At 59.9% G+C, this 24465-nt stretch carries 26 protein-coding genes; 21 read left to right on the forward strand and 5 right to left on the reverse strand.

Annotated elements, in window-relative coordinates; genetic code table 11:
- Window positions 1-16 precede the first annotated feature (16 nt).
- The 13 genes from rsmG to glmU all read left to right on the forward strand — a co-directional run bounded on the left by rsmG (window position 17) and on the right by glmU (window position 10928).
- Window positions 17-643, forward strand: a complete 627-nt coding sequence (rsmG, locus tag OKC41_RS13800) for a 16S rRNA (guanine(527)-N(7))-methyltransferase RsmG (RefSeq protein WP_010672270.1) — start codon at window positions 17-19, stop codon at window positions 641-643.
- A gap of 27 nt (window positions 644-670) precedes the next feature.
- Window positions 671-1474 (forward strand): ParA family protein, encoded by an 804-nt coding sequence (locus tag OKC41_RS13805; RefSeq protein WP_029313362.1) that lies wholly within the window; start codon window positions 671-673, stop codon window positions 1472-1474.
- The gene (locus OKC41_RS13810) at window positions 1471-2379 is read left to right on the forward strand and encodes a ParB/RepB/Spo0J family partition protein (RefSeq protein ID WP_010672268.1); all 909 of its coding nucleotides are present in this window, start codon (window positions 1471-1473) and stop codon (window positions 2377-2379) included. The genes OKC41_RS13805 and OKC41_RS13810 overlap by 4 nt, the downstream gene beginning before the upstream one ends.
- A 190-nt stretch (window positions 2380-2569) precedes the next feature.
- Window positions 2570-2980 carry an ATP synthase subunit I gene (locus OKC41_RS13815; RefSeq protein ID WP_010672267.1) on the forward strand — a complete coding sequence of 137 codons (411 nt, stop codon included), beginning with the start codon at window positions 2570-2572 and terminating at the stop codon, window positions 2978-2980.
- A gap of 8 nt (window positions 2981-2988) precedes the next feature.
- On the forward strand, window positions 2989-3771 hold the full coding sequence (gene atpB / locus OKC41_RS13820) for a F0F1 ATP synthase subunit A (protein WP_010672266.1): 783 nt from the start codon (window positions 2989-2991) through the stop codon (window positions 3769-3771).
- A gap of 58 nt (window positions 3772-3829) precedes the next feature.
- On the forward strand, window positions 3830-4069 hold the full coding sequence (gene atpE / locus OKC41_RS13825) for a F0F1 ATP synthase subunit C (protein ID WP_010672265.1): 240 nt from the start codon (window positions 3830-3832) through the stop codon (window positions 4067-4069).
- A gap of 51 nt (window positions 4070-4120) precedes the next feature.
- A complete protein-coding gene (atpF, locus tag OKC41_RS13830; RefSeq protein WP_010672264.1) occupies window positions 4121-4591 on the forward strand; it encodes a F0F1 ATP synthase subunit B in 471 nt (156 codons plus the stop codon).
- Window positions 4592-4604: 13 nt separating this feature from the next.
- Entirely contained in the window at window positions 4605-5138 is a 534-nt protein-coding gene (atpH, locus tag OKC41_RS13835; RefSeq protein WP_010672263.1) for a F0F1 ATP synthase subunit delta, read from the forward strand.
- Between the two features lie 15 nt (window positions 5139-5153).
- A complete protein-coding gene (gene atpA / locus OKC41_RS13840) occupies window positions 5154-6695 on the forward strand; it encodes a F0F1 ATP synthase subunit alpha (protein WP_010672262.1) in 1542 nt (513 codons plus the stop codon).
- Between the two features lie 42 nt (window positions 6696-6737).
- A complete protein-coding gene (gene atpG / locus OKC41_RS13845; RefSeq protein WP_010672261.1) occupies window positions 6738-7604 on the forward strand; it encodes a F0F1 ATP synthase subunit gamma in 867 nt (288 codons plus the stop codon).
- Window positions 7605-7637: 33 nt separating this feature from the next.
- Window positions 7638-9026 carry a F0F1 ATP synthase subunit beta gene (atpD, locus tag OKC41_RS13850; protein ID WP_010672260.1) on the forward strand — a complete coding sequence of 463 codons (1389 nt, stop codon included), beginning with the start codon at window positions 7638-7640 and terminating at the stop codon, window positions 9024-9026.
- An 18-nt stretch (window positions 9027-9044) separates the two neighbouring features.
- Window positions 9045-9473: a F0F1 ATP synthase subunit epsilon gene (locus OKC41_RS13855; RefSeq protein WP_010672259.1), complete on the forward strand. Its 429-nt coding sequence runs from the start codon at window positions 9045-9047 to the stop codon at window positions 9471-9473.
- Between the two features lie 93 nt (window positions 9474-9566).
- Window positions 9567-10928 carry a bifunctional UDP-N-acetylglucosamine diphosphorylase/glucosamine-1-phosphate N-acetyltransferase GlmU gene (gene glmU / locus OKC41_RS13860; RefSeq protein ID WP_270672093.1) on the forward strand — a complete coding sequence of 454 codons (1362 nt, stop codon included), beginning with the start codon at window positions 9567-9569 and terminating at the stop codon, window positions 10926-10928.
- A 51-nt stretch (window positions 10929-10979) separates the two neighbouring features.
- Here the strand turns inward: glmU and creD are convergent, their stop codons facing one another.
- The 4 genes from creD to blrA form a co-directional block, all read right to left on the reverse strand.
- The gene (gene creD / locus OKC41_RS13865; RefSeq protein ID WP_270672094.1) at window positions 10980-12371 is read right to left on the reverse strand and encodes a cell envelope integrity protein CreD; all 1392 of its coding nucleotides are present in this window, start codon (window positions 12369-12371) and stop codon (window positions 10980-10982) included.
- A gap of 121 nt (window positions 12372-12492) precedes the next feature.
- Window positions 12493-13287: a class D beta-lactamase gene (gene blaOXA, locus OKC41_RS13870; RefSeq protein ID WP_270672095.1), complete on the reverse strand. Its 795-nt coding sequence runs from the start codon at window positions 13285-13287 to the stop codon at window positions 12493-12495.
- A gap of 99 nt (window positions 13288-13386) precedes the next feature.
- Complete coding sequence (gene blrB, locus OKC41_RS13875) at window positions 13387-14808, reverse strand: beta-lactam sensor histidine kinase BlrB (RefSeq protein WP_270672096.1); 1422 nt, start codon at window positions 14806-14808, stop codon at window positions 13387-13389.
- Window positions 14809-14842: 34 nt separating this feature from the next.
- Window positions 14843-15517 carry a beta-lactam response regulator transcription factor BlrA gene (gene blrA, locus OKC41_RS13880; protein ID WP_201895149.1) on the reverse strand — a complete coding sequence of 225 codons (675 nt, stop codon included), beginning with the start codon at window positions 15515-15517 and terminating at the stop codon, window positions 14843-14845.
- Between the two features lie 123 nt (window positions 15518-15640).
- Here blrA and OKC41_RS13885 point away from each other — a divergent pair, with 123 nt between their 5' ends.
- On the forward strand, window positions 15641-16414 hold the full coding sequence (locus tag OKC41_RS13885; RefSeq protein WP_010672253.1) for a DeoR/GlpR family DNA-binding transcription regulator: 774 nt from the start codon (window positions 15641-15643) through the stop codon (window positions 16412-16414).
- A 55-nt stretch (window positions 16415-16469) separates the two neighbouring features.
- The gene (gene glmS, locus OKC41_RS13890) at window positions 16470-18302 is read left to right on the forward strand and encodes a glutamine--fructose-6-phosphate transaminase (isomerizing) (RefSeq protein ID WP_042016118.1); all 1833 of its coding nucleotides are present in this window, start codon (window positions 16470-16472) and stop codon (window positions 18300-18302) included.
- Window positions 18303-18361: 59 nt separating this feature from the next.
- On the opposite strand, the gene OKC41_RS13895 is transcribed toward glmS, so the two are convergent.
- Window positions 18362-19138 (reverse strand): LuxR family transcriptional regulator, encoded by a 777-nt coding sequence (locus OKC41_RS13895; RefSeq protein WP_010672236.1) that lies wholly within the window; start codon window positions 19136-19138, stop codon window positions 18362-18364.
- 211 nt (window positions 19139-19349) lie between these two features.
- Here OKC41_RS13895 and OKC41_RS13900 point away from each other — a divergent pair, with 211 nt between their 5' ends.
- From OKC41_RS13900 to OKC41_RS13925, 6 genes are read left to right on the forward strand one after another with little or no spacing between them, the layout of a single operon-like run.
- Window positions 19350-20111: a DUF3450 domain-containing protein gene (locus OKC41_RS13900; RefSeq protein WP_041214169.1), complete on the forward strand. Its 762-nt coding sequence runs from the start codon at window positions 19350-19352 to the stop codon at window positions 20109-20111.
- The gene (locus OKC41_RS13905; protein WP_201895148.1) at window positions 20108-21415 is read left to right on the forward strand and encodes a MotA/TolQ/ExbB proton channel family protein; all 1308 of its coding nucleotides are present in this window, start codon (window positions 20108-20110) and stop codon (window positions 21413-21415) included. Before OKC41_RS13900 ends, OKC41_RS13905 begins: the two co-directional genes overlap by 4 nt.
- Window positions 21412-21942: a MotA/TolQ/ExbB proton channel family protein gene (locus OKC41_RS13910; RefSeq protein ID WP_201895147.1), complete on the forward strand. Its 531-nt coding sequence runs from the start codon at window positions 21412-21414 to the stop codon at window positions 21940-21942. Before OKC41_RS13905 ends, OKC41_RS13910 begins: the two co-directional genes overlap by 4 nt.
- Entirely contained in the window at window positions 21939-22340 is a 402-nt protein-coding gene (locus OKC41_RS13915; RefSeq protein WP_010672232.1) for a biopolymer transporter ExbD, read from the forward strand. Before OKC41_RS13910 ends, OKC41_RS13915 begins: the two co-directional genes overlap by 4 nt.
- On the forward strand, window positions 22337-22999 hold the full coding sequence (locus tag OKC41_RS13920) for an energy transducer TonB (RefSeq protein ID WP_042016113.1): 663 nt from the start codon (window positions 22337-22339) through the stop codon (window positions 22997-22999). Before OKC41_RS13915 ends, OKC41_RS13920 begins: the two co-directional genes overlap by 4 nt.
- 2 nt (window positions 23000-23001) lie before the next feature.
- A complete protein-coding gene (locus tag OKC41_RS13925) occupies window positions 23002-24180 on the forward strand; it encodes a hypothetical protein (protein WP_201895146.1) in 1179 nt (392 codons plus the stop codon).
- Window positions 24181-24465 lie beyond the last annotated feature (285 nt).

A 24465-nucleotide genomic window follows, 5' to 3' on the forward strand; every position in this document is an offset into this window, starting at 1 on the left:
TTCCCCGTTGGACAACATGCTGCAAAGATTGAACGGCCTGCTCATGCAGGCCGGAATTGTTATCACCGAAACCCAGAAGACCCAGTTGGTGCAGTTGGTCGAGTTGCTGCACAAGTGGAACAAGGCTTACAATCTCACCTCGGTGCGAGATCCGGACGCCATGCTGGTCAAGCATATCCTCGACAGCCTGGTGGTGAGCCCTCACCTGCACGGTGAACGCTTCATCGATGTGGGAACGGGTCCGGGTCTGCCCGGACTGCCGCTGGCCATCATCAATCCGGACAAACAGTTCGTGCTGCTCGACAGCCTGGGCAAGCGGATCAACTTCATCCGCCAGGTGATCCTGGAGCTTGGGTTGACCAATGTGACCCCCGTCAAATCCCGGGTGGAGGAGTATCAACCCGAGACCGGATTTGATGGTGTACTGAGCCGGGCTTTCGCCTCCCTGGAGGACATGCTGAGCTGGTGTCATCATCTGCCGTCACCCGAGGGCAGCTTCCTGGCGCTCAAGGGACAATACCCCGAGCAGGAGCTGGCACAGTTGCCTGACAGCATTCGTCTGGTTGCCACCCACAAGCTGGTGGTGCCGGAACTGGAAGGCGAACGCCATCTGCTGGAGTTTAAAGCCATCCAGCCCGAATAGGGCCGCCGCATTCATTTAGGGGACAGTGTGGGAAAAGTCATTGCCATAGCCAACCAGAAGGGTGGAGTGGGTAAAACCACCACCTGTGTGAATCTGGCCGCCTCCATGGCCGCTACCCGGCGCAAGGTGCTGGTGATCGATCTGGATCCGCAGGGCAATGCCACCATGGGCAGTGGCGTCGACAAGTACGATGTCGAGCGCACCGCCTATGAACTGCTGATCGAAGATGCCCCCATCGGCGAGGTGATCATCCCCGAAACCTCGGGAGGCTATCACCTGATCGCCGCCAATGCCGACGTGACCGCGGCAGAAATCCGCCTGATGGAGTTTTTTGCCCGCGAGATCCGCCTGCGCAACGCCCTGGCCTCGGTCAGGGACAAGTACGACTACGTCTTCATAGACTGCCCGCCTTCTCTCAACATGCTGACGGTGAACGCCATGGCCGCCGCCGACTCCGTGCTGGTGCCCATGCAGTGCGAATACTATGCGCTGGAAGGGCTGACCGCCCTGGTGGACACCATCAGCAAGCTGGCAGCCGTGGTCAATCCGGAGCTGAAGATTGAAGGGGTGCTGCGCACCATGTTCGATCATCGCAACCGGCTGGCCAATGATGTGTCCGATCAGCTGAAACAGCACTTCGGGGACAAGGTCTATCGCACCATCATTCCCCGCAACGTAAGACTGGCGGAGGCGCCGAGCTTTGGCGCGCCAGCCATGCACTATGACAAATCATCGGTGGGGGCCAAGGCCTATCTGGCCCTGGCTGGCGAGATCCTGCGCCGCCAGGAGCAGGAGTCCCAGCCGCTCACCGCAGATCGAGAGAGCATATGACGCCGAAGAAACGTGGGCTGGGCAAGGGGCTGGACGCCCTGCTCAGCACCAGCACGGCCGCCCGCCAGAAACAGGTGATGAGCGACCAGCGCACCGAACAGGCCATGGCCCCGACCAATCAGGGGGAATTGCGCAAGCTGCCGGTGGAGTGGCTGCAGTCCGGAAAATACCAACCGCGCAAGGATATGTCCCAGGACGCGCTGGAGGAGCTGGCCAACTCCATCCGTGCACAAGGGGTGATCCAGCCCATCGTGGTTCGCTCCATCGGTGAAAACCGTTTCGAAATCATTGCTGGTGAACGCCGCTGGCGCGCCTCCCAGCTGGCCCGTCTCGAAGTGGTGCCCTGCCTGGTCAAGGATGTCGCCGACGAGGCGGCCGTCGCCATCGCACTCATCGAGAACATCCAGCGTGAAGATCTCAACGCCATCGAGGAGGCCGTCGCCCTCCAGCGCCTGCTGACGGAGTTCGAACTGACCCACCAGCAGGTTGCCGAGGCGGTGGGCAAGTCCCGCACCACGGTCACCAACCTGCTGCGTCTCAACCAGCTCAACGAGGACGTGAAGCGCTTCGTGGAACACGGCGACCTCGACATGGGGCATGCCCGTGCCCTGCTGGCCCTGAGCGGCCAGGCCCAGTCAGAGCTGGCCAAACTGGTGGCCCAGAAGGGGCTGACAGTGCGAGATACCGAGAAGCTGGTGCAAAAAGCACTGGAACCGGCAAAAACCAGGGTTGAACCCGTCCGCGATCCGCAGTTTGGTTATCTCGAGCGCCAGATTTCTGAAAAAATTGGCAATCAGGTGCAACTTCAGCCGGGCAAGAAAGATAGCGGCAAGTTAGTAATAAGTTACGATAACTTGGCAGATTTGGACCGGGTATTGGGCTATTTTGGCCTGTCAGAATCGTGATTTTTACGCTTTTTGTAGTAATAAAACATCCATTACTTTCGATATGAACATAACCTTAATTTCGCGCGGAAAGCCGCAAAAATTAAGGATTTTTGCCATGTTGCAATAGCCGTCTTCACGGGTATAATTTGACCGGCTTTTCGAGCTGTGAACCTGGGGTCTTCGGATCCCGATTTTTTACAGTTCTGTAATGTTCAGGGGTAGGTTGGTGAAGCAGAAAATAGCCTTGGAAGGTTTGACGCTGGCCTTGGCTATGCTCGTTTGTCAGCTGGTCCTGATCCTGGCGATCGCCACCGTCTGGTTTTATCAGGCGGGAGAGTTCGCCGGACAATCCTCTCTCTACGGAGGGGGGATGTACTGGGTTCCTCAAGCCCTGTTCACGCTCTGGGTTCTGCGCCGCAAGGTGACGAAAGAGAGCGTAGGCCTGGTTTTGCGGGACTTTTATGGTGGGGCAGGGATTAAGCTCATTACTACAACAGGACTTTTCGCCCTGCTGTTTGGCGCCGGGATTGAGGTCGACACCGCCTCGTTCTTCGCCACTTATATCCTCGCCCTCGTTGTACAGTGGATAGTTTCATTCACGCTTAACAACCACTATTAGGAAAACTCATGTCTGCAACCGGAGAAGTCCTGACTCCTCAGGGATATATCTCCCACCACCTGACCCACCTGCAAGTAGGGTCCGGGTTCTGGACGGTGAATATCGATTCCATGATATTTTCCGTCGTGCTAGGCGCCCTGTTTATCTGGTTGTTCCGCAAGGTTGCCGTCAAGGCCACCAGCGGTGTGCCCGGTAAGCTGCAGTGCTTTGTGGAGATGCTGGTCGAGTTTGTGAATGGTAACGTCAAGGACATCTTTCATGGTCGCAACAAGGTCATCGCACCTTTGGCCCTGACGGTGTTCGTGTGGATCTTCCTGATGAACTTCATGGACCTGATCCCCGTTGACTTTATCCCTCACGCTGCACAGTTGATGGGTGTTCCCTATCTGCGTGTGGTTCCCTCTGCTGACGTTAACATCACCATGTCCATGGCTTTGGGCGTGTTCTTCTTGATCCTGTACTACAGCATCAAGGTCAAGGGTATCAGCGGGTTCGTGAAGGAGCTGACGCTTCAGCCTTTCAATCACCCTGCTGCCATCCCGGTTAACTTCATCCTTGAAACCGTCACGTTGATTTCCAAGCCTGTTTCATTGGGTCTGCGACTGTTCGGCAACATGTATGCTGGCGAACTGATCTTCATCCTGATTGCGGGTTTGTTACCCTGGTGGTCACAGTGGATCCTGTCCGTGCCTTGGGCAATCTTCCACATCCTGATCATCACTTTGCAGGCGTTTATCTTCATGGTTCTGACCATCGTCTATCTGTCGATGGCGCAGGAAGACCATGGTTGATGCAACTCAAATAATCCTTTTTATACAATCAATTACATCTAAATAAATGGAGATCCTCATGGAAAACTTGAACATGGACCTGCTGTACATCGCTGCTGCAATGATGATGGGTCTGGCGGCTATCGGCGCCTCCATCGGTATCGGTATCCTGGGTGGCAAGTTCCTGGAAGGTGCAGCTCGTCAACCTGACCTGATCCCTGTTCTGCGTACCCAGTTCTTCATCGTGATGGGTCTGGTAGATGCGATCCCGATGATCGCCGTTGGTCTGGGTCTGTATGTGATGTTTGCGGTTGCCTAAGTCATTACGACTCACGCAGAACCCATTAACTAACTAAAGAGGACATCGGCTGTGAATATCAACGCCACCCTCCTCGGCCAAGCAGTTGCTTTTTTCATCTTCGTAGTGTTTTGCATGAAGTACGTATGGCCGCCGCTGATGGCTGCCATCGAAGCCCGTCAGAAAGAAATCGCTGACGGCCTCTCTTCTGCAGAGCGTGCCAAGAAAGATCTGGAGCTGGCCAAGGCCAACGCCACCGATCAGCTGAAAGAAGCCAAGCTTCAGGCTGCTGAAATCATCGATCAGGCCAACAAACGCAAGGCCCAGATCATTGATGAGGCTGCTGTCGGAGCCCAAGCTGAGCGGGAGAAAATCCTGGCTCAGGGCCGTGCAGAGATCGAAGCTGAACGTCATCGTGCCAAAGAAGAACTGCGCAAGCAGGTTGCTGCTCTTGCCATCGCGGGTGCAGAGAAGATCCTGGCACGCCAAATCGACCAGGCTGCCAACAGCGACATCGTCGACAAACTGGTAGCAGAACTGTAACGGGAACGGGGCTATGTCTGAACTGACTACAATCGCTCGCCCCTACGCCAAGGCTGCTTTCGAGTTTGCCGTTGAGCACAAGGCGGTTGACCAATGGCTGGAGATGCTCGATTTCGCCGCTCAAGTGGCAGAAAACGAGACCATGCACAGTCTGGTAAACGGCTCCGTTGCTGCCGAAGAACTGGCAAAGCTGTTTGTCGGTGTCTGTGGTGAGCAGCTCAACGAGCACGGTCAGAACCTGATCCGGGTGATGGCCGAGAATGGTCGCTTGGGTGTGCTGCCGGCGGTCGTTGCCGAATTCGTCGCGCTCAAGGCTGAACTGGACAAAGAAGTTCAGGCTGACGTGATTTCGGCGATCGAACTGACCGACCAGCAGAAAGCCAATATTCAGGCTTCTCTGGAACAACGTCTCGCGCGCAAAGTGAAGCTGAATTGCAGCACAGATGCGTCCTTGATGGCCGGGGTGCTCATCAAGGCCGGTGATCTCGTTATCGACGGCACGGTCCGCGGTAAGCTGGATCGCATGGCCGATGCGCTGCAATCTTGATTGGGGTATTAGAGCATGCAACTGAATTCCACTGAAATCGCCGAGCTGATCAAGCAGCGCATTGCGCAGTTTGATGTCAAAAGCGAAGCGCGTAACGAAGGTACCATCGTTTCTGTAAGCGACGGTATCATTCGTATCCACGGTCTGGCCGATGCCATGCAGGGTGAGATGATCGAGCTGCCGGGCAACCGCTTCGCTCTGGCATTGAACCTGGAGCGTGACTCCGTTGGTGCCGTAGTAATGGGTCCCTATGCCGATCTGGCCGAAGGGATGAAGGTAAAGGGTACCGGCCGCATTCTGGAAGTGCCGGTCGGTCGTGGTCTGTTGGGCCGGGTGGTCAACACCCTGGGTCAGCCGATCGACGGTAAGGGTCCGGTAGACAACGACGGCTTCTCGCCGATCGAAGTGATCGCCCCGGGCGTTATCGAGCGTAAGTCTGTTGACCAGCCAGTCCAGACCGGTCTGAAAGCCATCGATGCCATGATCCCTATCGGTCGTGGCCAGCGTGAGCTGATCATCGGTGACCGCCAGGTTGGTAAGACCGCCATCGCCATCGACACCATCATCAACCAGAAAGATTCCGGCATTAAGTGCGTCTACGTTGCGATCGGCCAGAAGGCCTCCACCATCGCCAACGTGGTGCGCAAGCTGGAAGAGCACGGCGCCCTGGCCAACACCATCGTGGTCGTGGCTTCTGCCTCCGAAGCGGCTGCTCTGCAGTACCTGGCTCCCTACGCCGGTTGCTCCATGGGCGAGTACTTCCGTGACCGCGGCGAAGACGCACTGATCATCTATGATGACCTGTCCAAGCAGGCCGTTGCCTATCGCCAGATCTCCCTGCTGCTGCGCCGTCCGCCTGGACGTGAAGCTTACCCGGGCGACGTCTTCTATCTGCACTCCCGTCTGCTGGAGCGTGCTGCTCGCGTCAACGCCGAGTACGTAGAGAAGTTCACCAACGGTGCCGTGAAAGGCCAGACCGGTTCCCTGACCGCCCTGCCGATCATCGAAACCCAGGCCGGTGACGTCTCCGCGTTCGTTCCGACCAACGTGATCTCCATCACCGATGGCCAGATCTTCCTGACCTCCCAGCTGTTCAACTCCGGTATTCGTCCGGCGGTTGACCCGGGTATCTCCGTATCCCGTGTGGGCGGTGCTGCTCAGACCAAGATCGTCAAGAAGCTGTCCGGTGGTATCCGTACCGCGCTGGCTCAGTACCGCGAACTGGCGGCATTTGCCCAGTTCTCTTCCGACCTGGACGATGCCACTCGCAAGCAGCTGGATCACGGTCAGAAAGTGACCGAGCTGATGAAGCAGAAGCAGTACTCTCCGATGAGCGTGGCCCAGCAATCCCTGGTGCTGTTCGCCGCCGAGAAGGGTTATCTCGCCGATGTCGAACTGAGCAAGATCGTCGACTTCGAAGCCGCTCTGCTCTCTTACGCCAATACCCAGCATGCCGAGCTGATGGCTGAAATCAATGCCAAGGCCGACTACAACGACGCGATCGTTGGCAAGCTGACTGCGTTGCTGGATGACTTCAAGGCAACCCAGACCTGGTAAGCGTGTGTGGCAGCGCAAGCTGCCACCTGATGGAGAGAAGAGATGGCCGGCGCAAAAGAGATACGTAACAAGATCGGGAGTGTGAAGAACACTCAGAAGATCACCAGCGCTATGGAAATGGTGGCAGCGAGCAAGATGCGCCGTGCGCAGGAACGCATGTCTGCCAGCCGTCCGTACGCTGAAACCATGCGCAAGGTGATCGGCCATATCGCTCAGGGGAACTTGGAATACAAGCACCCCTACCTCATCGAACGTGAGGTGAAGCGAGTGGGTTACATCGTCGTCTCCACCGACCGTGGCCTGTGTGGTGGTCTGAACATCAACCTGTTCAAGGCTGCCCTCAATGATATGAAGCAATGGAGCGCGAAAGGTGCCAAGGTTGACCTGGCATTGATCGGTAACAAGGCCTCCAACTTCTTTGAACGGCACGGCGCCAAGGTGAAAGCCCACGTCTCCGGACTGGGTGATAACCCGAGCGTCAATGACCTGATCGGTTCAGTGAAGGTCATGCTGAAGGCTTACGACAACGGTGAGATTGACAGGCTGTATCTGGTGTACAACAAGTTCGTCAACACCATGGTTCAGCAACCAAAAGTCGATCAACTGCTGCCTTTGCCCGTAACAGAAGACAGCAAGCTCGCCAAGAAGCACCACTGGGACTACCTCTATGAGCCGGATCCCAAGCAACTGCTGGATACCCTGCTGATTCGCTACGTCGAATCCCAGGTCTACCAGGGTGTGGTAGAAAACTTGGCAAGTGAACAGGCAGCCCGAATGGTTGCCATGCAAGCCGCGACTGACAACGCCGGCAACCTGATTAACGATCTGCAACTGGTATACAACAAGGCCCGTCAGGCCAGTATTACCCAGGAGCTCACAGAGATCGTTTCCGGTGCTGCTGCGGTGTAAGGCAAGGGTTATCAAAGGTTTAGAGGATTTGACATGAGTAACGGTTTCATCGTCCAAATCATCGGCGCTGTGGTGGACATCGAGTTCCCGCAGAATGCCGTGCCCCAGGTGTACGATGCACTGAAGGTTGTCAGCGAAGGCCAAGGCCAGGGTCTGGTACTGGAAGTTCAGCAACAGATCGGCGGCGGCGTCGTGCGTTGCATCACCATGGGTTCCTCCGACGGTCTGCGTCGTGGGTTGGAAGTAGTTAACAGCGGCAAGGCCATCCAGGTACCGGTCGGTACCTCGACCCTGGGTCGTATCATGAACGTACTGGGCGACCCCATCGACGAGAAGGGTCCGATCGGCGAAGAAGAGCGTTGGTCCATCCACCGCGAAGCCCCCAGCTACGAAGATCAGTCCAACAGCACCGAGCTGCTGGAGACCGGCATCAAGGTTATCGACCTGGTATGTCCGTTCGCCAAGGGTGGTAAGGTTGGTCTGTTCGGCGGCGCCGGTGTAGGCAAGACCGTCAACATGATGGAGCTGATCCGTAACATCGCGATCGAGCACAGCGGTTACTCCGTGTTCGCCGGTGTAGGTGAGCGTACCCGTGAGGGTAACGACTTCTACCACGAGATGATGGAGTCCAACGTACTGGACAAAGTATCTCTGGTTTACGGTCAGATGAACGAACCGCCCGGAAACCGTCTGCGCGTGGCGCTGACCGGCCTGACCATGGCCGAGAAGTTCCGTGACGAAGGTCGTGACGTGCTGTTCTTCGTGGACAACATCTACCGTTACACCCTGGCCGGTACCGAAGTATCCGCACTGCTGGGCCGTATGCCTTCCGCAGTAGGTTACCAGCCGACCCTGGCCGAGGAGATGGGTGTTCTGCAAGAGCGCATCACCTCCACCAAGACTGGTTCCATCACCTCCGTACAGGCCGTTTACGTGCCTGCGGATGACTTGACCGACCCGTCTCCGGCGACCACCTTCGCCCACCTGGATGCGACCGTCGTACTGTCCCGTCAGATCGCGGCACTGGGTATCTACCCGGCCGTTGACCCGCTGGACTCCACCTCCCGTCAGCTGGATCCGCTGGTGGTTGGCAAGGAGCACTACGAGACCGCTCGTGGCGTTCAGACCGTACTGCAGCGCTACAAGGAGCTGAAGGACATCATCGCCATCCTGGGTATGGATGAACTGTCAGAAGAAGACAAACTGACCGTAGCCCGTGCCCGTAAGATCGAGCGTTTCCTGTCCCAGCCGTTCTTCGTGGCCGAAGTATTTACCGGTTCTCCGGGCAAATACGTGCCGCTGAAGGAAACCATCCGTGGCTTCCAGGGCATCCTGAAGGGCGAGTATGACGATCTGCCGGAGCAGGCGTTCTACATGGTTGGCGGCATCGACGAAGTCGTCGAGAAGTCCAAGAAACTGTAAGCCTCGATAGGAGGGCCCATGGCTGAGATGATCTCCTTTCACCTGGATGTGGTGAGCGCCGAAGGAAAACTGTTTTCCGGTCGCGTGCAATCCGCCCAGGTATCAGGCTCCGAAGGTGAGCTGGGTCTCCGCCACGGTCATGCTCCGTTGCTGACTGCCATCAAGCCGGGCCTGGTCCGCTTGATCAAGCAAAATGGTAGCGAAGAGGTGCTGTACATCTCCGGCGGCATGCTGGAAGTACAACCCGAAGCCGTGACCGTGCTGGCCGATACCGCCATTCGCGCAGACGATCTGGATGAGGCGAAAGCCCAGGAAGCCAAACGTCGTGCCGAAGAGCGGATCAACAGCTCCCATGGTGATATCGACTATGCTCAGGCGTCTGCCGAGCTGGCCAAAGCGATGGCCCAGTTGCGGGTTATCGATATCGTCAAAAAGAATTACCGTTAATCACGGTGATGCAAAAAGCGACCTTCGGGTCGCTTTTTTTTTGCCCGTTGGATAGACTCCGCCCAGCATTTCCACCTGTTTCAAAGGCTAGCTATGTCTCTCAATGTCGTGATCCTGGCTGCGGGTAAAGGTACTCGTATGCGTTCTGTTCTCCCCAAGGTGCTGCACCCCGTGGCCAACAAGCCCATGGTCTCCCATGTGATCGAGACCGCTCGCCAGATCGGTGCCGAACAGTTGCACCTGGTCTATGGCCACGGTGCCGAGCTGCTCAAGGAGCGGATCGTCGCGGAAGATGTGAACTGGGTACTGCAGGCCCAGCAACTGGGGACCGGCCATGCCGTCGCCCAGGCCATCCCGTTCTGGCATGACGAAGACGACGTGCTGGTGCTCTACGGCGATACCCCGCTGATCCAGCCGGAGACCCTGCAACGGCTGCTGGCCGCCAAGGCAAGCGATGGCATGGTCCTGCTGACCGTGGTGCTGGACAACCCGACCGGCTATGGCCGCATCGTGCGGGAACATGGTCAGGTGGTCGGCATTGTCGAGCAGAAGGATGCCAACGTCGAGCAACTTGCCATCCGCGAAGTGAACACCGGCGTGCTGGTGGCCAACGGTGGTCAGCTGCGCAGCTGGCTCTCCCGCCTGGACAACAAGAATGCCCAGGGCGAGTTCTATCTGACCGACGTCATCGCCATGGCCCATGGGGATGGCTGTGCCATCGCCGCCGTCCACCCGGACAGCGCCATGGAAGTGGAAGGGGCCAACAACCGGGTGCAGCTGGCGGCGCTTGAGCGCAGCTACCAGCAGATGCAAGCCGAGAAGCTGATGATCGCCGGCGCCACCCTGATCGACCCGGCCCGTTTCGATCTGCGCGGCACCCTGGAAATCGGGGAGGAGGTGGTGATCGACGTCAACGTCATCATCGAAGGCAAGGTGGTGCTTGGCAATCACGTGCGCATCGGTGCCGGCAGCGTGCTGAAGGATTGCGTGATCGGCGACCATACCGAGGTGAAACCCTACTCCGTCATCGAAGGTGCGCAAATTGCCGACCAGTGCTCGGTCGGGCCCTTTACCCGCCTGCGCCCGGGTGCCGTGCTGGAGCAGGATGCCCATGTCGGCAACTTCGTCGAGATGAAGAAGGCCCGGCTGGGTGTGGGCTCGAAGTGCGGTCATCTGACCTATCTGGGGGATGCGGAGATCGGTGCCAAGGTGAACATCGGTGCCGGCACCATCACCTGTAATTACGACGGGGTGAACAAGTTCCAGACCATCATCGAGGACGATGTCTTCGTCGGCTCCGATACCCAGCTGGTGGCGCCGGTGCGGATCGGCAAGGGGGCGACCCTGGGGGCGGGTTCCACCATCACCAAGGATGTGGCGGAAAACGAGCTGGTGATCACCCGGGTGCCCCAGCGCCACATTCCGAACTGGCCCCGTCCGGTCAAGAAGAAGTGATGCCCGATCAATGAAATGCAAACCGGCGCCCGAGGGCGCCGGTTTTTTTGCTTATGGCTGATGGCTGGTGTCATTGGTCGATGGCTGGGGGGCCGCCCATGCGGTGGCGGAGGGACTGTTCTCCATCACCTGATACCAGTCGAGCTTGCGAGTCAGCCCCATGACCAGCGCCAGGGTGGCGAACAGCAGCAGGGCGCCGAGCAACAGGGCTGTCTCCTCGGCCTGCAGCAGCCCGAACAGGGTGGCGTAGACCAGCCCCAGCAGGGCGGCGAATCCCATGCCCTGTTTTGGGCCGCCCAGCACATGGCTCAGGTAGAAGCCGTTGAGGGCCACACTGGCCAGGGCGGCAATGAGATAGGCCCAGGCAAAGCCGAGATGCTCGGTCAGCGCCAGCAGCACCAGATAGAAGATGGCCAGCCCCATGCCCACCAGCGCGTACTGGATGGGGTGTACCCGCAGCCCCTTGAGCAGCTCGAACATGAAGAAGCTGATAAAGGTGAGGCCGATGAACAGCAGGGCATATTTGGCGGCCCGCTCGTTCAGCTGATAGTGATCCACCGGTTGCACCAGGCTGACGCTGAATGACGGCAGTTTGGTGCCCGCTCCCTTCATCATGCGGTTGAAGCGGCTCTCCATGTCGGTGGCGAACCAGCTGGTCTGCCAGCTTGCCTCGAACCCTTGATCCGCAAGGGTGCGTTCACCGGGCAGAAAGTCGCCGAGAAAATTGGGATGGGGCCAGTTGCCGTTCAGGTGAAACCGGCTGTCCTGTCCGAGCGGCACCACTTCCAGCGCATTCATGCCCTGCAGATCCAGCTCGATGTGAAAGCGGCCATCTTCGTCTGGCAAGGCGTTGAGCGGGGCATGGATCCCCACTCGCCCGTCCCCCAGCTGGGCACCAGGGGCAAACGGGATGCGTTGCTCCCCCCATTGCAGTTCGGGTACGCGGCTGATGCCCCGGGCATCGGAGAGGATCAGGCTGAGATAGGGTTTGCCCGGCACCAGGGCGGGATCCGCCGGGTCGAAGCTCAGGTTCGGGTTGCCGGCCACCAGCCCTTTGTCAGCCAGGCTGGTGGGCATCAGGCCGGAGAGGGAGAGGCGACTGTGATAAATCTGGGCCTGATAGATACCGAGCTTGCGCGGGGTCACCTCCATGCTGGCCCGCACGTCCAGCCTCTGGGGCAGCAGGTAGCGATAGACCTGCTCCTTGCGCACGAAATGTTTGCCATCCTGCTCGACGGTGACGGCTCGGGTATAGGGCTGCACCAGTACGGGCCCCATCAGGCGTTGGGGCCCGCTGTGGCTGGCCATGATGCTGTGAATGGCCTGATTGCGATAGGCCTGGCGCTCCCGATTCAGCTCCATGATGGCGTGAACCGGGATCATCATCAGCAGGCAGAGCAACAGCAGCAGGGCGATCTTGTGGGTGAAAATCTGTTTGACCATGACACGTCTCCTTGTTGTTGAACGGGAGTGTGCCGGGGTCGCGTGAAGGGAGGATGGGGCAGTGTGAAGCGGTGGTGAAGGGGGATAAAAAAACCGGCGCCAGGCGCCGGTGTTGCTGGCATCAGAGTGTCTTCAACCGGGCCGGCAGGGCGGCGAACACCTCCTCCCTGGCCCTGAGGGAAGCGAACTGCTTGCCCGGCTTCTGGATAACGGTGTGGACGAAGATTAGCGTCTTGTCCTGTTTGCTGGCCCAGCCGACGAACCAGCCGATCTGCTGCTCCCTGTCCAGGCTGCCATCCAGCAGCTTGGGGTAACCCATGCCGGTCTTGCCGTGGATCTGCCAACCGTCGATGTCGGGCTGACGCATCAGGTTGGCGGTATGGCGCAGGGTCTGGGCGGAGACCGGCAGCTTGCCGCTCACCATCTTGCCAAGGAAGCGGGCTTGCTCCTGGGGGCTGATGGCGAGGCTGGTGCTGAGCCAGGCCTGGGTCAGACCGTCGTGCTTGCCTGGGTTGCCTTCGAGATCCCGGTTGCCGTAGTCGAAGCTGTCCACGTAGTGCTGGAAGCGAGCCTCTCCCAGCCACTCGGTGAGGCGCTGCGAGTACCAGATGACCGAGAATTGCATCCAGCTGCTCGGGGTGGTGGTCTGTTTCCACTCCGGCAGGAAATCAGGATCACCGGCCTTGAACGGCAGGGCCGGCAGTTGTTCATCCACCAGAAAGCCGCTGTCATAGCCCATCAGTGCCAGCGGGATCTTGAAGGTGGAGGCCGGGGTCAACTGGGCGGCACAGTCCCCCTGGGTGCTGACGGGTTTGCCGGTGCTGTCGGCAAACAGCATGCAGCCAGAAGCGGCGCTGGCAGGCAGTGCACAGAAGAGGCCAGCGGCAAGCAGACCGGACAACAGCATACGGGGCATATCTATCTCCTTGATTAATATGAATGCGCATCGACGGGGAAGGTCGTCATCGAGGAGGTGCAGCTTAGCCCGGCTCTGTGTGCTTGGTGTGAAGTGTCCTCAGTTGCCGGGCAGCCAGAGTGTGGCCTGCACCCCCCCGCCCGGCTGATTGGCAAGAGCAAGATGGCCGCCATGCTGGCGTGCCACCTCCATGGCAAAACTGAGCCCGAGGCCGCTGCTTTTTCCCTTGTCTGGCCTTGGCAGGGAGTAGAAACGCTCGAAAATCCTGGGCAGCGCAAAGTCGGGAATGCCAGGCCCCTGATCTCGCACCCGGAAGCAATACCCCCCTTCCTCCATGGCGCCGCTCAGCACCAGGGTACTGCCGACGGGGGCGAAATCGAGGGCGTTGTCCAGCAGGTTGCCAAGGGCCTGCTCCACCAGCAGGGGATCCCACTTCTGCTTCTGACCTTCCCCCAGCTCGGCGTGCAGGGCGATCTGGCGGCGCTGGGCCTGGATCTGGCGGGCATCGAGCACCCGTCTGCCCAGCCGGGCCGGCTCAACGGATTGTCTGTCCAGCCCCTGCCCTGATTCGAGGCGGGCGAGTTGCAGCATGCGCTCGATCAGCTGCTGCATGCGGGCCGTCTCCAGATTGATGTTGCCGATGAAGCGTGCGGCCACCTCCGGCGGTGGCGCCTCGGCCAGGATCTCCCCCGCCCCGCGAATGGCCGCCAGCGGGCTTTTGAGCTCGTGGGTCAGGCTGTGGACATAGGCCTCGATATAGGCCTTGCCGTCCAGTTGGCGGCGCATGGTCTCCAGGGAGTGGCCTAGCCTGTCCAGTTCGGGGCTGTAGAGGCGCGGCAGGCTGGCGGGCTGACCTTGGCTGATTGCATCCGCATAGTGCACCAGCTTGCCGATGGCGCGGTTGAGCCACCACACCAGCAAGGCGCCGATGAGCAGCGAGATGAAGAGCAGCAGGGCCGCCCCTTTCAGCAACTGGTGTTCGCTGCGCTCTATCATGGGCTGCAGGGTGCTGTTGGGCTTGGCGACGGTGAGGGAGCCGATGATCTCGGCCCCTTCCCGCAGCGGAGCTGCCACATACATGGTCGAGCTGGCAGCATCGTCGGGATCGGTGCGGGTGCTGCGGGCGCCATATTCGCCACGCAGGGTCAGGTAGACGTCGTTCCAGCGCGAGTAGTCCTTGCCCAGATCCACCCCGTCCGAGTCGTAGACCACCCTGCCTTTTGCGTCGGTCACATAGATGCGGTACTCCGCCTGCTGCTTGAGGTGGCCATCGATGAGGGCATTGATGGGACTCTGGTTGAGGCGGGCGAAGGCGCTGGCCAGCCGGCCATTCGCCATCTTTCCTTCCTGCATGTCGTCCAGGGCCAGGGGGGCCAGCATCTGCGCCATGTCCACCAGGGTATCTTCGGTGGCGCTGCGTACCCCGGGCTTGATCTCCTCGACGAAGATCTCCAGCACGAACCAGGCAGCTAGGGCGAAGATCAGCACCAGGCCGCACAGCAGTTGCAATCCGATTCTCATCTCATCCCCCTGCCGATGCCCGGCCACCCTGAGTTCATGCCAGCTCCAGACTGTAGCCCAGCCCGCGGTGGGTCAGGATCAGGTTGGCGTCAGGGTCCCGCTCCCGCAGCTTGGCCCGCAGGGTCTTGATATGGGTGTCGACGGTGCGATCCAGACTCTCTTCCGCATCCTGCCACACCAGATCCATCAGCTGCTGGCGGGAGTAGACCCGACCCGGCGCCAGCATCAGGGTCTTGAGCAGCAGGTACTCATAGCGGGTGAGCGTCAGGGGCTGGCCCTGGAAGCAGATTCGTGCCCGCTCCTCGTCCAGGGTGAGTGGCTGTATCGGCTGGTAGGGGGCGGGCTGGCTGCGGCGCAGGATGACCCGCACCCGGGCGCACACTTCACGGGGTGAGAAGGGTTTGGCCACATAGTCGTCTGCCCCTATCTCCAGCCCGATCAGCCTGTCTATCTCCTCGCTGCGAGCGGTGAGAAACATCAGGGGAATATCGGTCAGTGCCCGCACCCGCTTGCACAGTTCGAAACCGCTGATGTCCGGCAGCCCCACATCCAGGATCAAAAAATCCGGTCGCGTCTGTTCCAGTCGCGCCAGCAACGGCTGACCGAGGGGGAACCACTCCACCTCGAAACCATCGGTCTGCAGGGCATAGATCAGGGTATCGGCAATGCTGGCTTCATCTTCCACCAGCCAGATGAGTCGTTTTTGCATGGCATCCTCGTCGCAAATCAGCTGCCCCATTCTGGCATCGAACCAAATCGGATCCTATTTGCCGTTTGATTTTTCCCGAAAAGGCATTAATATTTCGCCATTCTTTCGAATCGAAACTTACAAATGACCAAACGCAACACACAGCAGCGCCGTCACACCATAGTGAGTCTGGTGCAGGAGCAGGGGGAAGTCAGCGTCGATGCCCTGGCCAAACACTTCGCCACCTCCGAGGTGACCATCCGCAAAGATCTGGCGGTGCTGGAGACCGGTGGCCTGTTGCTGCGTCGCTACGGCGGTGCCGTTCCCCTCCCCAGCGAGATGGTGGTGGACAGCAACCCGGAACAAGTTTCGAATCGAAAGCTTGCCATTGCCCGCGCTGCCGCCGAGCGGATCCGCGATCACAACCGCGTCATCATCGACAGCGGCAGCACCACCAGCGCCATGATCCCCATGCTGGGCAACAAGCGCGGCCTCATCGTCATGACCAACTCCCTCAATGTGGCCGGTGCCCTGCGCGAGCTGGAAAACGAGCCCACCCTGCTGATGACAGGCGGGACCTGGGATCCCCATTCCGAATCTTTCCAGGGGCAGGTGGCGGAGCAGGTGCTGCGCTCCTATGACTTCGACCAGCTCTTCATCGGTGCCGATGGCATCGACCCGGAGCGGGGCACCACCACCTTCAACGAGCTGGTGGGCCTCTCCCGGGTCATGGCCGAAGTGTCGCGGGAGGTCATCGTCATGGTGGAGTCGGAGAAGATCGGCCGAAAAATCCCCAATCTCGAGCTGCCCTGGTCCGGCATCCATACCCTGGTGACCGACGAGGGGCTGAGCAATGCGGCCAGAGAACAGATTCAGGCCAGGGGGATCACGCTGATTTGCGCCCCCGTGGCCGTGTGATTTGAACAAACCATTATCCAACCGAATTAACGTCTTACGTTTCAAGGAGAAGTGTATGTGTGGCATCGTCGGGGCCGTCGCCCAACGTGATGTGGCTGAAATCCTGGTAGAGGGCCTGCGCCGTCTGGAATACCGTGGCTACGATTCGGCCGGTGTTGCCGTGTTCAGCGCCAACCAGCCGCTGCAGCGGGTGCGTCGCCTCGGAAAGGTGGCCGAACTGGCCAAGGCTTTGGAGGAGCAGTCCGTCCACGGTGGTACCGGCATTGCCCACACCCGCTGGGCTACCCATGGCGAGCCGTCCGAGCGCAATGCTCACCCCCACGTCTCCGAGCATATCGTGGTGGTGCACAACGGCATCATCGAGAACCACGAAGAGCTGCGGGAAGAGTTGAAGGCGCTGGGCTATGTGTTCAGCTCCGACACCGACACCGAAGTGATTGCCCACCTGGTGCACCACGAGCTGAAATCCGCCCCCAGCCTGCTGGCGGCCATGCAGGTAGCGGTGAAGCAGCTGCGCGGCGCCTACGGCACCGTTGTCATGGACAGCCGTGACGACAGCCGCGTGGTGGTGGCCCGCTCCGGCTCCCCCCTGGTGATCGGCCGCGGCATCGGCGAGAACTTCATCGCCTCCGACCAGATGGCCCTGCTGCCGGTGACCCGCCGCTTCATCTTCCTGGAAGAGGGCGATGTGGCCGAAGTGACCCGCCGCGACGTGCATATCTTCGATACCGACGGCCATGCCGTGGTACGCGAGGAGCTGGAGTCCGAGCTCTCCCACGATGCCGGTGACAAGGGCGAATACCGACACTACATGCTCAAGGAGATCTACGAGCAGCCCAAGGCCATCACCAACACCCTGGAAGGCCGCCTGGGCAGTGATCACGTGGTGGTCGAGTCCTTCGGCAACGGCGCCCGCGCCATTTTCGACAAGGTCGAGCACGTCCAGATCGTCGCCTGCGGCACCTCCTACAACTCCGGCATGGTGGCCCGCTACTGGTTTGAAGAGATCGCCGGCGTCTCCTGCGACGTGGAGATCGCCTCCGAGTTCCGCTACCGCAAGTCGGTGGTGCGCCCCAACAGCCTGCTGGTGACCCTGTCCCAGAGCGGAGAAACCGCCGACACCCTGGCAGCCCTGCGGTTGGCCAAGGAGTCCGGTTACATGAGCTCCCTGGCCATCTGCAACGTGCCGGGCTCCTCCCTGGTGCGCGAATCCGACCTGGCCTTCATGACTCGTGCTGGTGCCGAGATCGGGGTGGCGTCCACCAAGGCGTTCACCACCCAGCTGGCTGGTCTGCTGATGCTGGTGGCCTCCGTCGGTCACTGCCGTGGCAACCTGAGCGCCGCCGCCGAGGCCGAACTGGTCAAGGCGCTGCAAGCCCTGCCTGTGCGCATCAAGGAGAGCCTGGCCCTGGCCAAGCAGATCGAGACACTGGCCGAAGAGTTTGCCGACAAGCACCATAGCCTGTTCCTCGGTCGTGGCAGCCAGTACCCCATCGCCATGGAAGGGGCGCTCAAACTCAAGGAGATCTCCTACATCCATGCCGAAGCCTATGCCGCCGGTGAGTTGAAGCATGGCCCGTTGGCGCTGATCGATGCCGAGATGCCCATCATCGTCGTGGCGCCGAACAACGATCTGCTGGAGAAGCTCAAGTCCAACGTGGAAGAGGTGCGTGCCCGTGGCGGCATCCTCTACGTCTTCGCCGATGCGGACGCCGGTTTCAAGAGCGACGAGACCATGCGGGTGATGAGCCTGAACCATGTGGAAGAGATGATCGCGCCCATCGTCTATACCGTGCCGTTGCAGTTGCTCTCCTACCACGTGGCCCTCATCAAGGGCACCGACGTGGATCAGCCGCGCAACCTGGCCAAATCCGTGACTGTGGAATAAGCCGTCGCCGGAAATGAAAAAGAGCCGCATTGCGGCTCTTTTTGTTTTGGCAAAACAGGCTATGAGAGCCGCAGGTTGGTGATGGTCACGTCGTCCAGGGAAGGCACAATGATGCCGCTGGAGATGCTCTTGGCGATCGCCTGGTTGCGGTTGCGCGAGTCCGTCTTGTTGGTGACCTGATTGAGGTGGAAGTTCACGGTTCGCTCGCTGATGCCGAGGATGGTGGCGATCTCCCAGGAGGTTTTGCCCTCGCTGGCCCAGAAAAGGCACTCCTTCTCCCGATCCGACAGCTCGGCCAGGTATTTCATCAGGTCTGGTCTGGCCTTGATGAGGGTCAGGGCCGAGTTGAAGATGTAGCTGGCACAGAATGACAGCAGGGGAACGTTTTCAAACATCAGATCGGAATTGGACTTCTCCTTGCTGATGAAAGAGAGGATGCCGTGTTCCCCCTGAGGTGTGTGCAGCGGGAAGGAGACGCCGTTCCTCACCCCGAAGTCGGCGGCGAGGTTCATCACCTCCCTGCTGGCGCTGGGCAACCAGGGGGCATCGCAATCGAGCTTGTTCCAGAAGATGGGCTGGGTCTGCTTCAGTCCCAGGAAGACGACCGGATCCTGGGTCAGGTAGTGCCGTTCCGAATAGGCATCAAACCAGCTGGTGGGGCAGTTGTTGAACAAGGCCACATGGGATTTCTGCATACTGATGGGGAAAATAATCAGCAAACGGAAGTAATCAAACCCCATCTGATGACTGAAGCGCTCCAGTTGTTGCTGGATCTCGCTGGTCTTCTTCGCCTTGGTGAACCGATCTATGTGTTCCCAGATCGCATCGTTAAACATGTAAGTCTCCTTTTTCGATCACTTATCTTGCTGATCGAAAAGACATTTTTTAGTTATTTAAAATGGTGTTGCGACTACCAACGCCAGTTATTCCCGTACTTGTCTAAAAAGTATCCTGTTTTTTCGGCCAGAGGCCAAGAAAATCATCTGATTGCCAGTGACCCTACTCTTTGAGACAATGAGAATAGTTATCATTGTTAAGATTTATATCATGAACAAGTTTTGGGGTCTGGCCTTGTTACCCATGGCCGTTCATTGCGTCGTGTCCGCCGACGAGGTGGTTGCGCCAGCATTGAAGAACAGTATCGCCGACGGGAAAGCCTCCCAGCTGCGTGTGGAGAAAGCCGCCGATGGCGCCGTCGCCGCCAGGATTGAGCTGCAAAATGCCCAACTTCAACTGCGAGATCTGGAAGCCTACAACCGCTACATGCAGTCTCTGGTGGCCGATCAGCAAAACGAGCTGGGCAAGCTGAACCAGCAGTTGGAGGCGGTACAGGAGACCAGACAGGGGCTTGTCCCCCTGATGCTGCAGATGCAAGCCGATCTGGAACAGCTGGTACAGGATGACATCCCGCTGCGCAGGGAGGATCGTCTGGCGCGGGTTGCTGCCTTGAAAGCGACGCTGGCCAGAGCCGATGTGAGCGAGGCGGAGAAGTTCCGCCAGCTATTGCAGGCCTATCAGATTGAAGCCGAATACGGCAGCAGGCTGGACCATTATTCCGCCGAGCTGGTGCTGGATGGCGCACCGCGCCGGGTCGATGTGCTGGCACTGGGCCGGGTCTCCCTGCTGGCGATGACCGCCGATCGCTCCCAGGCGTGGCGCTGGTCTGCCGAGCACAAGCAGTGGCAAGCCCTCGACGGCCAGTGGCTCTCCCCCATCGCCGAGGCGTTGGAAATGGCTGCCGACAAGAAGGTTCCCCAGTTGTTGAATGTCCCCCTTTCCGTCAGCCGTGGTCAGGAGGCCCAGTCATGAGCGTCACCATGAAGTGGTTACCCCTTGCCCTCGCACTCTCTCTGGGCACCACAGCCGCCGTGGCCGAGGAAGCCTGGCAGCAGCAGGAACAGGCCCGTGAGCAGAAGGCTCAGCAGGATCTGGCGTCTGTCTCCAGGGAGCTGAGCAGTGCCCGTGCCAAGCTGGCCGAGGCCCAGCGCCTGAGCAAGGAGCTGGCCAGCCAGTTCGCGGCCAATGAAAAGCAGCTGGTGGAGCTCAATACCCAGTGGGAGCAGGCCTCCGGCGACATGAACGAGATCTTTGCGGTCACCCGTCAGGGCGCCAGCGATGCGGTCAAGTTGCTGAGCGAATCCGCCGTCGAGGGCCAGTATCCTGATCGTCTCGCCCCGCTGAAAACCATGGCACAGGATAAACAGGTGCCTGATCGCGCCGCCCTTGCCCTGCTGCCAGCCACCTTGCTGCAGGAGATCCACGAATCGGGCCGGATTGCCCAGTTCAACGGCAAGGTGCTCGATGCCCAGGGCGTTGCCAGCGAGCAGACGTTGACCCGGATCGGCAGCTTCGCCCTGCTGGGCGATGCTGGTTTCTTGCAACCGGGGGCCGAAGGCCTGAGTCCGGTGCTGGGCCTGCCAGGTAGCGTGCTTTCCGCTGTGGCCGCTTATCAGGGTCAGGAGGGAGAAGCGTTGCCGCTGGATCCCTCCCACGGTGTTCTGCTCGATATGCTGGCCCAGGCGCCCACCTTCTGGCAGCAAGTCCAGCAGGGCGGCCAGGTCGGCGCCATCATCGTGCTGCTGGCAGCCATCGGCCTGGGGATCGCTGGAGTACGGCTGTGGAGCCTCTCTCGCGAACTGGGTCGGGTTCGTCGCCAGCTGAAGAGCGGTGAATATCATGCCGACAACGCCCTCGGCCGGGTGCTGACGGTGGCTGACAAGCATCCAGAACTGAGCATGGAGACCCTCGAACTGCGTCTGGATGAGGCGATCCTGCAAGAGACCCCTCGCCTGGAGCGCGGCATCGGCATGGTCAAGGTGATCGCGGCCATCGCCCCCATGCTGGGTCTGCTCGGGACCGTGACCGGTATGATCGGCACCTTCCAGGCCATCACCCAGTTCGGTACCGGCGATCCCAAGATCATGGCGGGCGGCATCTCCATGGCCCTGGTCACCACGGTGCAGGGTCTGGTAGCGGCCATTCCGCTGATCCTGGCCCACAGCCTGTTGCAGTCCCGTTTCACCGAGCTCTCCAACGTGCTGGAACAGCAGGTGGCCGGGATCCTGGCCGAGCGGGCCGAAAGCAATGGTGACAGGGTGGAGCGGGTAGCATGATGCTCGACATCTGGCAGCAGTTGCAGAGCTTCATGGGCCGTGGCGGCCCGGTGCTCTGGGTCATTCTGGCCTTGCTGGTGCTGATGTGGGTTCTGATGATCGAGCGGCTGCTCTACCTCAACCTGGGGTTTGCACCGTTGCAGCGTCAGCTGCTGGGCCGCTGGCAGGCGCGTCGCGAGCGTCACAGCTGGCACGCTCGCGCGATTCGCGGGCGCTGGCTGGCAGAAGTGGAGCTGGCGCTCAACCGTCATCTGATCTTCATCCGCACCCTGGTGGTGCTCTGCCCCATGCTGGGGTTGCTGGGTACAGTGACCGGCATGATAGGCGTATTCGATGCGCTGGCTGCGGCCAACCGCTTTAACCCGGAGAGCATGGCGGGAGGGATCTCCCGCGCCACCATCCCCACCATGGCAGGCATGGTGGTGGCCCTCTCCGGCGTGTTGTTACTGAGCCGGCTCGAGAGTCAGGCCAAGCGTGCGCTGGCCAAGACCCGGGACGGCCTGCGAGAAGAGAAGGTAATGCAATGAGACGGCAATCCAAACGCCAGCGCGATGAAGTGCAGATCGACATGACCCCCATGCTGGATATCGTTTTCATCATGCTGATCTTCTTCATCGTGACCACCTCCTTCGTGCGCGAAGCCGGGCTTGAGGTACACAGACCCCAGGCCAGCCAGGCCAAGGCGCAGAAATCGTCCAGCATCATGCTGGCGATCGGCGCTCAGGGGCAGATCTTCCTCGACCGCAAACAGGTGGATGTGGAGCGGGTGCAGGCCACCCTCGCCCGACTGTTGGCGGAGCAGCCCGAGGCAAGCCTGGTGATCCAGGCCGATGAACGGGTACCCCACGGCAAGGTGGTGCGGGTGATGGATGAAGCCAAGGCGGCAGGCATCGCCAACATCGCCGTGGCGGTGGCACCGAAATGAAACACAAGTTGATGAGCCTGGGACTGGGGATCGCCCTCAGTCTGGGCATCCTGTTGTTCATGGCCACCCTGGTGGAGCCGCCCGGAGGGGAGAAGGCGACCACAGAGCAGAAATCCATCGTCATCAACATGCAGAACGAGGTGACCGAGGTACAGGTGCGTGAGCGGCCGGTACCCCAGGAGCCGGAACCCCTGCCGGAGCCGCCTGCCGCGCTGGCCTCGACACCGATGCCGATGCCGGCGGCGGCCCCGTTGCCTTCGGTACAACCGAGCCTGGATCTGGTCTCGACCCTGAGTGCGGTACAGGTCTCTGCCCCTGGCGTGGCGACCAGTCCCACTCCGGTCGCGAGCGGCAATTTCCATGGTCAGCAGCAGGGCGCTGGAATCGGTGCCGGTGACCTCTTGATGCCACTGCAACGGGTTGAGCCTGTTTATCCCTACCGGGCCCAGCAGGCCGGCATCGAGGGGTCCGTGACCCTGCGTTTCAGCGTCGATGCCGATGGGCGGGTACAGGATGTGGAGGTGGTCGAGGCCAAGCCGAAGCGTCAGTTCGAGCGAGCGGCCATTCAGGCGATCAACAAGTGGCGCTATCAGCCGAGGCCGGGCGCCACCGACAAGCTGGTGCAAGTCATCACGCTCAAATTCAAATTGGAGTCATAACCATGTTGCGGATCTGGATCTGTCTGCTGGCCCTGGTCAGCCAAGCCTGTCTGGCGATGGAGGTGAGCCCTCATTTCTCCCGCCAGCTGGAGCCCGTGATGAAGCTCTATCAATCCGGCCAGTGGCAACAGGCCCAGAGCAAGGCGGCTGTGCTCAAACCCGGTTCCGAGGCTGAGCACGCCTGGCTGGCGCAGTTACAAGCCTCTCTGGCCGCCAACCTGCAGCAGACCGCACAGGCGAGTCGCTATGTGGAGCAGGCTCTTGCCTATAAAGAGTGGCCAGAGCAGCAACGACTTCAGTTGTTGCGTCTGCGCGGGGATATCCAGGCCCAGCAATCCGACTGGCCCGGCGCCATCGCCAGCTACAAGGCCGCATTGGCCATCAAGGCTGACGATGCCTTGCGTCTGCGCTTGGCTGGCCTCTATTACCACAACAAGCAGTACGGCGAGGCAGCCAGCCAGAGTGAACAACTGTTGAAGATAAGCTGGCAGAAGCAGGCAGCCATCATCCGCCTCTCCGCCCTCACTGCATTGCAGCGTTACGGCGTGGCTGCGGATCAGGCCGAAGAGTTGATCCGCCGCGAGCCGAAAGAGAGCAAGTGGTGGCAGCAGGCGGTGTCGCTCAATCTCTCCGACAAGCGTGGTGATCGAGCGCTTGCACTGCTGCAAACCGCCATCGACCGTCAACTGATGGATGATGCCGCCGCCCGCAACCAGCTGATCCGCCTGTATGCCTGGCAGGGGCTGCCCTATCGCGGTGCGCGTCTGCTGGAGTCTGCCATGGCCAAGGGACAGATGAAGCAGAGCGCCGAGAATCGCCAATTGCTGGCCCAGTTGTGGGAAGGGGCACGTGAGTGGCCGAAGGCTGTGGACAGCTGGCAGCTGCTTGCCCGGGAACATGCTCACCCCAAGGCCGCCATGCGTGCCGCCGAACTGCTGCTGCAACAGGGCAAGACGGATGCCGCCATGACCCAGCTCGCGGCCATCAAGTCAGTGAAGGGAGAGCAGGGCAACAGAGCCAAGGCCCTGCTGGTGCAGGCACACCTCAATAAAGAACAATATGCTCAGGCGCTGGTGTTGGCTCGCGAGCTGCAACAGCAGAACAACTGGCAAGACAGGGCGACCAGCTGGGTCAACTACATTCAGGCCCAGACTGACGGTATGAACAAAAAAGCGGCATGAAACTGGGGTAAACTCTCATTTCATGGGGTTTAGCCTGCTTTTTCAGCAAATGAGCGTATTTTTACAAAAAGCTCTTGTCATCACGGCGCGGCTCCCTATAATGCGCCCCTACCAGCACGGCGGACTACGCCAACCTGATAAGTTCGCTTCCTTGTGAAGCCAGCGCCGAAAGAAAAGCGAAAACAACCGCTTGACTTTCGGAGTGAGAAGCGTAAGATGCGCCTCCTCAACGCGATAAGCGTGACGCTCTTTAACAATTTGAATCAAGCAATCTGTGTGGGCACT

It is taken from the genome of Aeromonas sp. QDB17 (genome assembly GCF_027705305.1).
GTDB lineage: Bacteria > Pseudomonadota > Gammaproteobacteria > Enterobacterales > Aeromonadaceae > Aeromonas > Aeromonas caviae.

Coding starts and splice junctions, on each gene's coding strand:
- OKC41_RS13925 (WP_201895146.1), top strand. CDS start 23,002: ATGTTGCGGATCTGGATCTGTCTGCTGGCCCTGGTCAGCCAAGCCTGT.
- blaOXA (WP_270672095.1), bottom strand. CDS start 13,287: ATGCCCCGTATGCTGTTGTCCGGTCTGCTTGCCGCTGGCCTCTTCTGT.
- OKC41_RS13810 (WP_010672268.1), top strand. CDS start 1,471: ATGACGCCGAAGAAACGTGGGCTGGGCAAGGGGCTGGACGCCCTGCTC.
- OKC41_RS13895 (WP_010672236.1), bottom strand. CDS start 19,138: ATGTTTAACGATGCGATCTGGGAACACATAGATCGGTTCACCAAGGCG.
- atpE (WP_010672265.1), top strand. CDS start 3,830: ATGGAAAACTTGAACATGGACCTGCTGTACATCGCTGCTGCAATGATG.
- OKC41_RS13910 (WP_201895147.1), top strand. CDS start 21,412: ATGATGCTCGACATCTGGCAGCAGTTGCAGAGCTTCATGGGCCGTGGC.
- blrB (WP_270672096.1), bottom strand. CDS start 14,808: ATGAGAATCGGATTGCAACTGCTGTGCGGCCTGGTGCTGATCTTCGCC.
- OKC41_RS13915 (WP_010672232.1), top strand. CDS start 21,939: ATGAGACGGCAATCCAAACGCCAGCGCGATGAAGTGCAGATCGACATG.
- OKC41_RS13815 (WP_010672267.1), top strand. CDS start 2,570: ATGTTCAGGGGTAGGTTGGTGAAGCAGAAAATAGCCTTGGAAGGTTTG.
- atpA (WP_010672262.1), top strand. CDS start 5,154: ATGCAACTGAATTCCACTGAAATCGCCGAGCTGATCAAGCAGCGCATT.
- OKC41_RS13900 (WP_041214169.1), top strand. CDS start 19,350: ATGAACAAGTTTTGGGGTCTGGCCTTGTTACCCATGGCCGTTCATTGC.
- atpG (WP_010672261.1), top strand. CDS start 6,738: ATGGCCGGCGCAAAAGAGATACGTAACAAGATCGGGAGTGTGAAGAAC.
- atpB (WP_010672266.1), top strand. CDS start 2,989: ATGTCTGCAACCGGAGAAGTCCTGACTCCTCAGGGATATATCTCCCAC.
- OKC41_RS13885 (WP_010672253.1), top strand. CDS start 15,641: ATGACCAAACGCAACACACAGCAGCGCCGTCACACCATAGTGAGTCTG.
- atpD (WP_010672260.1), top strand. CDS start 7,638: ATGAGTAACGGTTTCATCGTCCAAATCATCGGCGCTGTGGTGGACATC.
- glmU (WP_270672093.1), top strand. CDS start 9,567: ATGTCTCTCAATGTCGTGATCCTGGCTGCGGGTAAAGGTACTCGTATG.
- glmS (WP_042016118.1), top strand. CDS start 16,470: ATGTGTGGCATCGTCGGGGCCGTCGCCCAACGTGATGTGGCTGAAATC.
- creD (WP_270672094.1), bottom strand. CDS start 12,371: ATGGTCAAACAGATTTTCACCCACAAGATCGCCCTGCTGCTGTTGCTC.
- atpH (WP_010672263.1), top strand. CDS start 4,605: ATGTCTGAACTGACTACAATCGCTCGCCCCTACGCCAAGGCTGCTTTC.
- blrA (WP_201895149.1), bottom strand. CDS start 15,517: ATGCAAAAACGACTCATCTGGCTGGTGGAAGATGAAGCCAGCATTGCC.
- OKC41_RS13905 (WP_201895148.1), top strand. CDS start 20,108: ATGAGCGTCACCATGAAGTGGTTACCCCTTGCCCTCGCACTCTCTCTG.
- OKC41_RS13855 (WP_010672259.1), top strand. CDS start 9,045: ATGGCTGAGATGATCTCCTTTCACCTGGATGTGGTGAGCGCCGAAGGA.
- OKC41_RS13920 (WP_042016113.1), top strand. CDS start 22,337: ATGAAACACAAGTTGATGAGCCTGGGACTGGGGATCGCCCTCAGTCTG.
- rsmG (WP_010672270.1), top strand. CDS start 17: ATGCTGCAAAGATTGAACGGCCTGCTCATGCAGGCCGGAATTGTTATC.